We start from the raw sequence: 8,861 nt of genomic DNA on the forward strand, positions 1-8,861 counted from the left end.
ATTGAATGGAATTACAAATATGATACAGCCAAAAAAAAATCCCGCTTAAATAAATAAGCAGGATTTTAAAATATTCTTAAGAAATTATTTTTTAACTACTGGAGCAGGCATCTGAACTGGAGCTGCCGCAGCTGGTTTTCCTTTAATAATATCTTTGATTTCTAAATCGAAAGCAATTGGGCTGAAAGGCATGATACCTACTTGTGGTGCACCTTGCTCTCCATAACCTAAGTTAGAAGGGATAATCACTTTAATTTTACCACCTTTACCAATTAACTGTAAAGCTTCAGTAAATCCTGGGATTGTACCGCCAACTGGCATTTTTTGAGGACCGTAAGGTTTACCTGCTTTAAATTCGTTTTCTGCTTTAGCCAGTTTCTCATCACTTGTATCGAAGATTTTGTATTTACCGTCTTTACCTTTTTTAGTTACTCTACCAGTATAATCAATTAGTACGGTATCGCCTAAAGCTGGTTTTTCTGCACTACCTGGTTTTTCTATAATGTAGTGTAATCCACTTGCAGTAGTTTTGGTTTCTAATTTAGTATCTTCTAAATAGCTTTTCAATTTTGCAGGTTCAGCAGCTTTTCTTTTTTCTGAAGCAGCTTTATAGTCAGCCTGGAAAAATTCAGTTGCTCTTTTGTTAAAAGTAGAATCAGCTTCACCAGTTTTTTTCTTGAATACTTTTTCGATTTTCACCGTAAAAGTGATGTACTTATCATTTTTGAATTGCTCTGGTTTAGGTTGTTTACTATGAAGAGCCATAGTATCTAAGTTTACTTTAAAAGTAGCGCTATCGCCTTCTCCAAACAATGTTAAAACATCGTTCATATCACCAGCATACATTTTTTTCTGTGCAGGAAATACTGCAGGAGTTTCGCTATCGAAAGTGCTTGATAAAACGGAATCTTTATCGTTTTTCTGAATAAAATTCATTTTAACGATATCGCCTTCTTTGATTTTTTCGTTACCTGCCGAGTGGTGAATGGTATATAATAACCCACCGGCTCCCTTTTTCTCTTTGTTACATGCCGCTAAACCTAAGGTGGCTGCTGCTAGAATAATAATTCCCTTTTTCATTTATTTAATTTGACTTTTTTAAGTTTATTGTTTTATTTCTTGTGTTTAAGCAATCAATTGTTCTTTATATTCTGCTAATATCGTTTTAAATTCATTTACTACATCAGCTAAAGGTTTTTCTGCCGCACCACCTGCCGCATTCCTATGGCCACCGCCATTAAAATACTTTTTACAGATTTCGTTGGCAGGAAAGTCGCCTGTAGACCTAACAGATAATTTAACTTTATCCGTACGCTCAATAATTAATGCAGCTAAACGGATACCATTAATTGATAATGCATAGTTTACAACGCCCTCAGTATCACCGGTTGCACTATGGTATTGCGCCAGTTCTTCTTTTGTAACCGAAATAATGGCAGTATTGTATTCTCTTATAACTTCTAACTTGTTGGACAAGCAATAACCCAAAAAGCGTAAACGATTTTCGCTCGCGTTATCGTATACCATCTGGTGGATTTTCCAATGCTCTGCACCAAGATCTATCAGATCGGCTGCAATACGGTAAACATCGGCTGTAGCTGATGGAAAACGGAAAGATCCCGAATCGGTCATAATACCGGTATACAAACAAGCAGCAACATCTTTATTGATCCCAGCTTTATCTTCCAATTGGTTAACAATAAAATCATAAACCAACTGCGCAGCAGCACAGGCATTGATATCCCAGTGGCGGTAATCATCAAAATCCTCAGGTTCGAGGTGATGATCGATCATGATTTTTTTTGCTCCCGCTGCTCTAACCAATTCACCTAATTCATTAATGCGGCTTAGGGTATTAAAATCAAGACAAAAAATGAGCGAAGCTTCATCCACTAACTTGGCGGCCTTCTCTTGCTCCTCTGTAAAAATAATTACATCGCCATTATTCGGCATCCAATGCAAAAAGGTAGGATAATCTGTTGGTGTGATTACTTTAACATGATGGCCTTTTTGAATTAAATATCCATATAAACCCAGAGATGAACCCATCGCATCGCCATCGGGTTTGTGATGCGTAGTGATCACAATTCGTTGTGGCGTAGCCAATAATGTTTTTAATTCAGTTAATGTAAGCATATATTTTTTTGCGCTGCAAAGCTAAGTAATTTTAATATAGGATTAAAGGACTAGATTAGGATTAAAGGATTTTAGGATTAAAGGACCATATGGTTAAAAAATTTAGTACTGTAAGATTTTAAGATTAGCAGCTTTATATCATAAAAACAAGTAATGTTAAATATTTTAAAGGCAGTTTTAAGTAACAATATCAGCCGCACAAACCTTAAAGTATGGTCTAAACGTAAACGATGGCTGTTGATTATTCATCAATTAAAACGTATTTTTGCAGAAAAATTGATATCAAAACACAATGAGCACTAACAGAACTTTTACCATGATTAAGCCTGATGCAGTAGCAAATGGCCATATCGGATCAATCATTAACGACTTTACTAATGCTGGTTTCAAAATCATCGCATTAAAATATACTAAACTTACAGATGAAACAGCAGGTCAGTTCTATGCTGTTCACGCTGAGCGTCCTTTTTACAAAGATTTAGTAAGCTTTATGTCTTCAGGACCTATTGTTGCTGCTATTTTAGAAAAAGACAATGCCATTGAAGATTTCAGAAAATTGATCGGTGCTACTAACCCAGCTGAAGCTGCAGAAGGTACAATCCGTCAGAAATATGCAAAATCAATCGATGCAAACGCTGTTCATGGTTCAGATTCTGATGAGAATGCAGAAATTGAAGGCAACTTCTTTTTCAAAGCAGACGAACGTTTCTAGTTCCCAACACAAGAAATTTACAATAAAACCCCGAACAATCGGGGTTTTATTGTTTTATCTATTTTGTATCTTTCGGCCTTAAAATACAATCCACCATTTTAAAACCTGTTGGAATTAATTACACATAAAATAATCAATGAAGAGAATTTTTTTAGCGGTATGTCTATCCGGTATCGCTGTTGCATCTTATGCACAAACCAAAACAGCAGCAAAGAAACCTGTTGCCAAAAAACCTACCACAGTTGCAAGTAAAACATCAACCCTTACAGCGGGTTTAAAATCTACTTTAGATTCTACCAGTTATGCTTTCGGTACTTCTATCGGCGCAGGTTTAAAAACAACTGGCCTTTCTACCTTAAACTACGAAGTACTGTTAAAAGGACTAAAAGATGCATTTACAGGAGGCAAGGTTGTTCTAACCCAACAACAGGCACAACAATGTATCAATGAGGCCTTAGCAAAGGCATCATCAGTAAAAAACAAAGCAGAAACAGAAGCAAATAAAATTAAATACGCACCAATTATGAAAGAAGGACAAGATTTCTTAGAACAGAACAAAAAACGTGCAGGCGTACAAACAACTGCAAGCGGTTTACAATACGAAGTATTAACTGCAGGCGCTGGCGTTAAACCATTGGCAACCGATTCGGTATTGGTTCATTATAAAGGAACATTATTGAACGGAAAACAATTTGATAGCTCTTACGATAGAGGCGAACCGATTTCTTTCCCTTTAAACCAGGTGATTAAAGGCTGGACAGAAGGTGTACAGTTAATGCCTGCTGGTTCTAAATATAAATTCTTCATCCCTTACAACCTGGCTTACGGCGAACGTGGCGCCGGACAGGACATTCCTCCTTACAGCACTTTAATCTTCGAGGTTGAATTATTGAAAGTGAACGGAAAATAAAAATTTCTATTCGTCTCGATCCGATAGCTATCGGATTAAGCGCGGCGAAATGCCTGCCCGTATAGGCAGGGAGAGATCTTTTAAAAAAATGTGCAGCCAGATGTTACCATCTGGCTGTTTTTTTTGAATTAAATAGTGTTATCAAAAAAAGCTTGTCGGATACCGCGTCAGATGGTAACATCTGACGCCACTAGCAGGTATTTTTTTTTGGAAAACAATATTCAGTGCTATGTGGCAGCTGAAGTCCCGCCATCGCTTATAGTCCTCTCCCGATGAAATATCGGAATGCGGGCTATGCCGCTTTGTCGGGTTTATTAAACAACGTGCAGTCAGATGTTCCCATCTGACCGTTTTTTATTTAAAATATTTTGGAATTGCAATAGTTGGCCCAGTACCGTGTCAGATGGCAACATCTGATACCCCGAAACAAGTTCAACTAGAGGAATTGCGGTATTTACTAAAACTTTCTTCAGTATTCAATGTTAGCTATTACAAATTAACATAAATATGAAAAAAGCATTCCCTTTAGTACTGATCGCATTTTTATGCACTACCTTAAGCAGTTGTGAACTAGTAGAAGGTATATTTAAAGCCGGCGTTTGGGTTGGCGTTATTGTAGTTGTAGTAGTGGTTGCACTGCTGATCTGGATTTTATCCAAGATATTTGGCGGAAGAAGTTAGTCCTGAGTCTATAGTCCTTAGTCAGGAGTCTTAGTCCTCATTAAAATATTAAGGGTATAAGTGAAAATCTTATGCCCTTTTATTATACCTATAAAAAAATCATTTCGGTAATTACCACACTACCGGCATGTTCATTCAGTTTTTGGATAATGCCCTGGCGTACCATAACCAACTCATTTTTGATTACTGAAGATTCGATACGCAAAAACAGTTTTTTATCGTGAATGTAAATCTGCTTGGTTCTGTTGGCTATGGCTGTGCCCATAATCTCCGGCCAGATTGACAATATTGAAGTTTCGTCGAATTTTCGGCGCAAACGGTATACATCCAGCATTTTGCTGATGGCATCCTTTACTGTAACATCATTGGGTTTACGCATTTTGTATAGTTCCGTTATCTACTTCGAACAAAGTTACATCAACTTCTATTTTTTCAAAAATTGATTTTACTCTTTCTCTTCCTGTATCTGTAATAAATATTTGCCCAAAATCATGATGGGAAACCATTTGCATTAGTTTTTGAACGCGGTTATCATCCAACTTATCAAAAATATCATCCAATAAAAGCAAAGGTTTAAATCCTTTGTTTTTAGCAAGGTAAGCATACTGCGCAATTTTTAAAGCGATTAAAAAAGATTTTTGCTGACCCTGTGAGCCAAACTTCTTTAACGGCATGTTGCTGATCACAAAAGCCAGTTCATCTTTATGAATACCCGTTGTGGTCCGCTCCAGTACACGGTCTTTCTCAACCGATTTCTTTAACAGTTCTTCGAAAGTAGCCTCATTTAATTGCGACTGGTAATTCAGCTCTACAATCTCCTTGTTTTCGGTAAGGTAGGTATAATATTGGTTAAACAGTGGAATAAACTCATCCATAAAGGCCTTACGGATAGCGAATATCTTATTGCCAGCCATAATCAATTGCTCATCCAAAATTTCGAGCAGCGTGGGATCGTATTTTCTGGTAATGGCAATCTGTTTTAGCAAAGCATTCCGATTTAACAAAATGCGGTTATAGGTAATCAGCTGATCTAAATAATGTGCATCTGTTTGCGAAATAACATTATCGATAAACTTTCTCCGCTCCTCACTTCCTTCCATAATCAGGTTTACATCGTAAGGAGAAACCATCACCACCGGAAAAAGGCCAATATGATTAGCGAGTTTATCGTATTCTTTTTTATTGCGTTTGAATTGTTTTTTCTGATTGCGCTTTACCCCACACGAAATTTTTTCGTTTTTTTCGTTACGATCAAAATCTCCCTGGATCATAAAGACCTCTTCATTGGTTTTGATCTGCTGGCTATCGATGGGATTAAAGTAACTTTTACATAGACAGAGATAGTGAATGGCATCGAGCATATTTGTTTTACCTGAGCCATTATTACCCGTAAAAACGTTCACAGTTTCCGAGAAATGGAGATCTGCATCGGTATAGTTCTTGAAATTTAGAAGGGTAATATTTTTTAACCACATAAATATGTCACAAATTTACCGTTTTTTAGCCTCTTAACACCCTTTGTTTAAAATAAACGTTAATAACATTTAAAAAAATTGTACTTTCATAGCAAGGAAAATTAGATGGTTGCACAAAAAATGTTAGAAGGGAATGTTCTATGGTCTTACGATCATGAACTAACCCATGAGAAAAGTTCGAGCTGGATTAAAAAAATCGCAGGTTTATTTTCTTTTTTAAAGCCAATTCACAATCACGAAGGCAATATCCTATTGGCCTCTAACGGTCTTTTTATCACCGGAGACGAACAATTGGAACTTCCGTTATCGCATATCGAAGAGGTTTATATGGGCTTCGACGATTTATTCCCGGCTTCATCGGCAAAAAACTTCGGTGCATTCTGGCAGCCCATCAGAATTAGATCTACCGTGAGTCGCTCCGAAAGCCAAACGGTGTATCTTGTGATTAACCATACTGGTATTTTTAGCGACAACCAAACCTGGTTTAACACACTAATTAGCTTGTTACGCTAATTATCATAACGATTTTACAATCTGCACGCCTAAATAACTAATGTTTAATTAAATACTTCAAAATAAAGATTGATACTTTGATTGAAAAATGTATTTTTGCAATCTTAAATTTTTTAAATAAACATGTCTACAACAGATAACCAGACAATTCAACCAACTAAAAAAGGTTCATTTTTACAAGAGAATAATAAGAGCTTACTGTTTATTGCAGGTGCTGTAGTTTTATTAGTTTTAATATATCTTTGGTATCAAGGCGTGTATTTAAAAGGTCGTGCTGAAGAAGCTGCCAGCAAAATGTACAAAGCAGAGCAATTTGTTGGTGTAGATTCATTATCGAACAGAGCTGTTAAAGGTGAAGGTGGTTACCCAGGCTTAGAGCAGATTGCTAAGGAATACGATAATACAAAATCGGCAAACTTAGCTAACCTTTATCTGGGTGGTATTTACTTACGTAAAGGCGAATATAAACAAGCTATAGAGGCATTAAGCAAATATAGCGCTACAGGCAGCCCAGTTGCAGATCCATTGGCTTTAGGCTTATTAGGTGATGCTTACAGCGAATTGAAAGACTTTAAACAAGCAGCTACTTACTACAAAAAAGCGGCAGATAAGGCAAGTAAATTTACTTCACCAATGTTCCTAAAGAAATTAGGATTGGTTAACGAAAGCCAAAATGATTTTAAAGGCGCTGTTGAAGCTTACACTAAAGTAAAAACTCAATATCCTGAGAGTGCAGAAGCACAATTAATTGATGCTTACATTGCAAGAGCTCAAGAAAAAGTTAAATAATCATTAACTAAAACATATTTATGAAAAGACCATCGAAAGATGGTCTTTTTTTGTTTAAGAATAATCGTCATTCCCGCGAAAGCGGGGATCTTAAAGCTATAGCATTACGATTCCCAATCAAGTTGGGAATGACGAACCGCCAAGGTTTCACCTCAACTTCCATTCCGTGCTTGGCGGCTCACCAAAAGATAGAAAACTAATACATTATAAATATTTTTTTTTGGAAATCAGGTTCAGATGCTTTTAGGCTTATGCGGTCCCGCTCTCCGTTCCTTCCGATGAAAAATCGGAACCTCTGCGATCAGGTTTAGGTGGCGCGGCCAGTAATACTATTTGGGGTTGCATAGTGCAGAAAAAGGAAATTACCTTTATCGATCTGTTTCATATTAGATGATCTGTGAGGACACACACCATGGACTAGGAAAAGGAAATCTATATAAAACTATGCTATTCAACCCCCAAATAGCAGTATAGACACTGCTATTAAGACCTGATTGAAATGGAAAGCCCGAAAGCGAGGTACGAGTGCGGACTTGTAATGAAAAGCAGGACGAACATTAAAAAGAATTACTGCAATTGCTTTACAAAAAAACTATCTTAACCTGATCAAAGCATATTACAGTATAAATGCTGACCACAAAGTAGCTATTAGGCCTTTAAAATAACATAAAAACTGCTAATAAAATAAATTCAGCATGACGGTCCATCTAATCAATTAACCGATTTAAACAGTTAACCAATTAACCATCTATTTATTAAAAGCTGTCATGGTGTGGGCAGGCCCAACGGTAACATAACTTTTAATCAACTCAACACTTTTATCTATCAGTGCAGGAAGTTCCAATTGTTCATTTTTATCAAATAAACCCAAAACGAAATCTACCTGTCTGCCTTTCGGATAATCGCTACCGATGCCAAAGCGCAAACGCGCATAGTTTTGTCCGCCACAAACCTCTTCGATACTTTTTAAACCATTATGACCAGCGCTAGAGCCTTGCAGTTTTAATCTCAGCTTACCGAGAGGCAATGCAAGATCATCAACAATAACCAAAACATTTTCTGGTGTTATTTTTAGCTCTTTCATCCAATAGTTTACCGCTTTGCCACTTAGGTTCATAAAGGTAGTTGGTTTAATTACATGCAGTTTTTTGCCTTTGAAACTCACTTCAGCATAATAAGCCAACCTGATATTATCGAAGCTACCACCTAAACCTTTAACCAGTTCATCGGCAATATCAAAACCGATGTTATGCCTGGTATGCGCATAGTCTGGTCCGATATTTCCTAAGCCAACTATAAGATATTTCATGGCGCAAAGGTAGAAGCTTAAAGCGAAAAGACCAAAGACGGATCAAGCAAAAAAGTTGGGGATTAATACTAGGCATAAATCTTAGCTAATCTGAATAAGAAGAACTTTACACTTCTTACTCCCCTAAACTGTGCCCTGAATGCTTTTATTTTAGCATTGAAAGATTCAGCAGAAGCATTGGTACTCCTATTTGTAAAGTAGTTTAATATGGTTTCATAGTTGTTCTGTATCGTTCTTGAAATGGTGTTAAACGACTTGAATCCAGCGGCTTCTACCTGATTATACCAAATTGCCAGTCTTTTAAAAGCAACTATTCTGTCTTTGGATGTACTGAGT

General features: G+C 36.8%; 11 protein-coding genes. 5 read left to right on the plus strand and 6 right to left on the minus strand.

The window, feature by feature from the left end:
- Positions 1 to 84 precede the first annotated feature (84 nt).
- Both EZ456_RS24345 and EZ456_RS24350 read right to left on the minus strand, forming a co-directional pair.
- The gene (locus tag EZ456_RS24345) at positions 85 to 1,080 is read right to left on the minus strand and encodes an FKBP-type peptidyl-prolyl cis-trans isomerase (RefSeq protein WP_131534732.1); all 996 of its coding nucleotides are present in this window, start codon (positions 1,078 to 1,080) and stop codon (positions 85 to 87) included.
- Positions 1,081 to 1,125: 45 nt separating this feature from the next.
- Positions 1,126 to 2,136 carry a DHH family phosphoesterase gene (locus tag EZ456_RS24350; protein WP_131534734.1) on the minus strand — a complete coding sequence of 337 codons (1,011 nt, stop codon included), beginning with the start codon at positions 2,134 to 2,136 and terminating at the stop codon, positions 1,126 to 1,128.
- A 292-nt stretch (positions 2,137 to 2,428) separates the two neighbouring features.
- On the opposite strand from EZ456_RS24350, the gene EZ456_RS24355 reads away from it, so the two are divergent.
- The 3 genes from EZ456_RS24355 (at position 2,429) to EZ456_RS24365 (ending at position 4,439) form a co-directional block, all read left to right on the plus strand.
- Positions 2,429 to 2,848: a nucleoside-diphosphate kinase gene (locus EZ456_RS24355; protein ID WP_131534736.1), complete on the plus strand. Its 420-nt coding sequence runs from the start codon at positions 2,429 to 2,431 to the stop codon at positions 2,846 to 2,848.
- 136 nt (positions 2,849 to 2,984) lie between these two features.
- Positions 2,985 to 3,758, plus strand: a complete 774-nt coding sequence (locus tag EZ456_RS24360; protein ID WP_131534738.1) for an FKBP-type peptidyl-prolyl cis-trans isomerase — start codon at positions 2,985 to 2,987, stop codon at positions 3,756 to 3,758.
- A gap of 507 nt (positions 3,759 to 4,265) precedes the next feature.
- Complete coding sequence (locus EZ456_RS24365; RefSeq protein ID WP_205945168.1) at positions 4,266 to 4,439, plus strand: hypothetical protein; 174 nt, start codon at positions 4,266 to 4,268, stop codon at positions 4,437 to 4,439.
- 88 nt (positions 4,440 to 4,527) lie between these two features.
- On the opposite strand, the gene EZ456_RS24370 is transcribed toward EZ456_RS24365, so the two are convergent.
- Positions 4,528 to 4,818, minus strand: a complete 291-nt coding sequence (locus EZ456_RS24370) for a DUF721 domain-containing protein (protein ID WP_086549089.1) — start codon at positions 4,816 to 4,818, stop codon at positions 4,528 to 4,530.
- Positions 4,811 to 5,914, minus strand: a complete 1,104-nt coding sequence (recF, locus tag EZ456_RS24375) for a DNA replication/repair protein RecF (protein WP_131534742.1) — start codon at positions 5,912 to 5,914, stop codon at positions 4,811 to 4,813. Before recF ends, EZ456_RS24370 begins: the two co-directional genes overlap by 8 nt.
- 105 nt (positions 5,915 to 6,019) lie before the next feature.
- Between recF and EZ456_RS24380 the strand changes: the two genes are divergently transcribed.
- Entirely contained in the window at positions 6,020 to 6,427 is a 408-nt protein-coding gene (locus EZ456_RS24380; protein ID WP_131534744.1) for a hypothetical protein, read from the plus strand.
- A 123-nt stretch (positions 6,428 to 6,550) separates the two neighbouring features.
- Positions 6,551 to 7,216, plus strand: coding sequence for a tetratricopeptide repeat protein (locus EZ456_RS24385; protein ID WP_108197625.1), 666 nt, complete (start codon positions 6,551 to 6,553; stop codon positions 7,214 to 7,216).
- 748 nt (positions 7,217 to 7,964) lie between these two features.
- Here EZ456_RS24385 and pth read toward each other — a convergent pair.
- Positions 7,965 to 8,525 (minus strand): aminoacyl-tRNA hydrolase, encoded by a 561-nt coding sequence (gene pth / locus EZ456_RS24390; RefSeq protein WP_131534746.1) that lies wholly within the window; start codon positions 8,523 to 8,525, stop codon positions 7,965 to 7,967.
- A 68-nt stretch (positions 8,526 to 8,593) separates the two neighbouring features.
- Positions 8,594 to 8,861 (minus strand): transposase (locus EZ456_RS24395; protein WP_165501264.1); only part of this gene is annotated, 268 nt, incomplete at its 5' end.

Source organism: Pedobacter psychrodurus (assembly GCF_004331735.1).
GTDB lineage: Bacteria > Bacteroidota > Bacteroidia > Sphingobacteriales > Sphingobacteriaceae > Pedobacter > Pedobacter psychrodurus.

What these genes read in the sequence shown, in the direction of transcription:
- EZ456_RS24345 (WP_131534732.1), bottom strand. Translation starts at nt 1,080, where the DNA reads ATGAAAAAGGGAATTATTATTCTAGCAGCAGCCACCTTAGGTTTAGCG.
- EZ456_RS24350 (WP_131534734.1), bottom strand. Translation starts at nt 2,136, where the DNA reads ATGCTTACATTAACTGAATTAAAAACATTATTGGCTACGCCACAACGA.
- EZ456_RS24355 (WP_131534736.1), top strand. Translation starts at nt 2,429, where the DNA reads ATGAGCACTAACAGAACTTTTACCATGATTAAGCCTGATGCAGTAGCA.
- EZ456_RS24360 (WP_131534738.1), top strand. Translation starts at nt 2,985, where the DNA reads ATGAAGAGAATTTTTTTAGCGGTATGTCTATCCGGTATCGCTGTTGCA.
- EZ456_RS24365 (WP_205945168.1), top strand. Translation starts at nt 4,266, where the DNA reads ATGAAAAAAGCATTCCCTTTAGTACTGATCGCATTTTTATGCACTACC.
- EZ456_RS24370 (WP_086549089.1), bottom strand. Translation starts at nt 4,818, where the DNA reads ATGCGTAAACCCAATGATGTTACAGTAAAGGATGCCATCAGCAAAATG.
- recF (WP_131534742.1), bottom strand. Translation starts at nt 5,914, where the DNA reads ATGTGGTTAAAAAATATTACCCTTCTAAATTTCAAGAACTATACCGAT.
- EZ456_RS24380 (WP_131534744.1), top strand. Translation starts at nt 6,020, where the DNA reads ATGGTTGCACAAAAAATGTTAGAAGGGAATGTTCTATGGTCTTACGAT.
- EZ456_RS24385 (WP_108197625.1), top strand. Translation starts at nt 6,551, where the DNA reads ATGTCTACAACAGATAACCAGACAATTCAACCAACTAAAAAAGGTTCA.
- pth (WP_131534746.1), bottom strand. Translation starts at nt 8,525, where the DNA reads ATGAAATATCTTATAGTTGGCTTAGGAAATATCGGACCAGACTATGCG.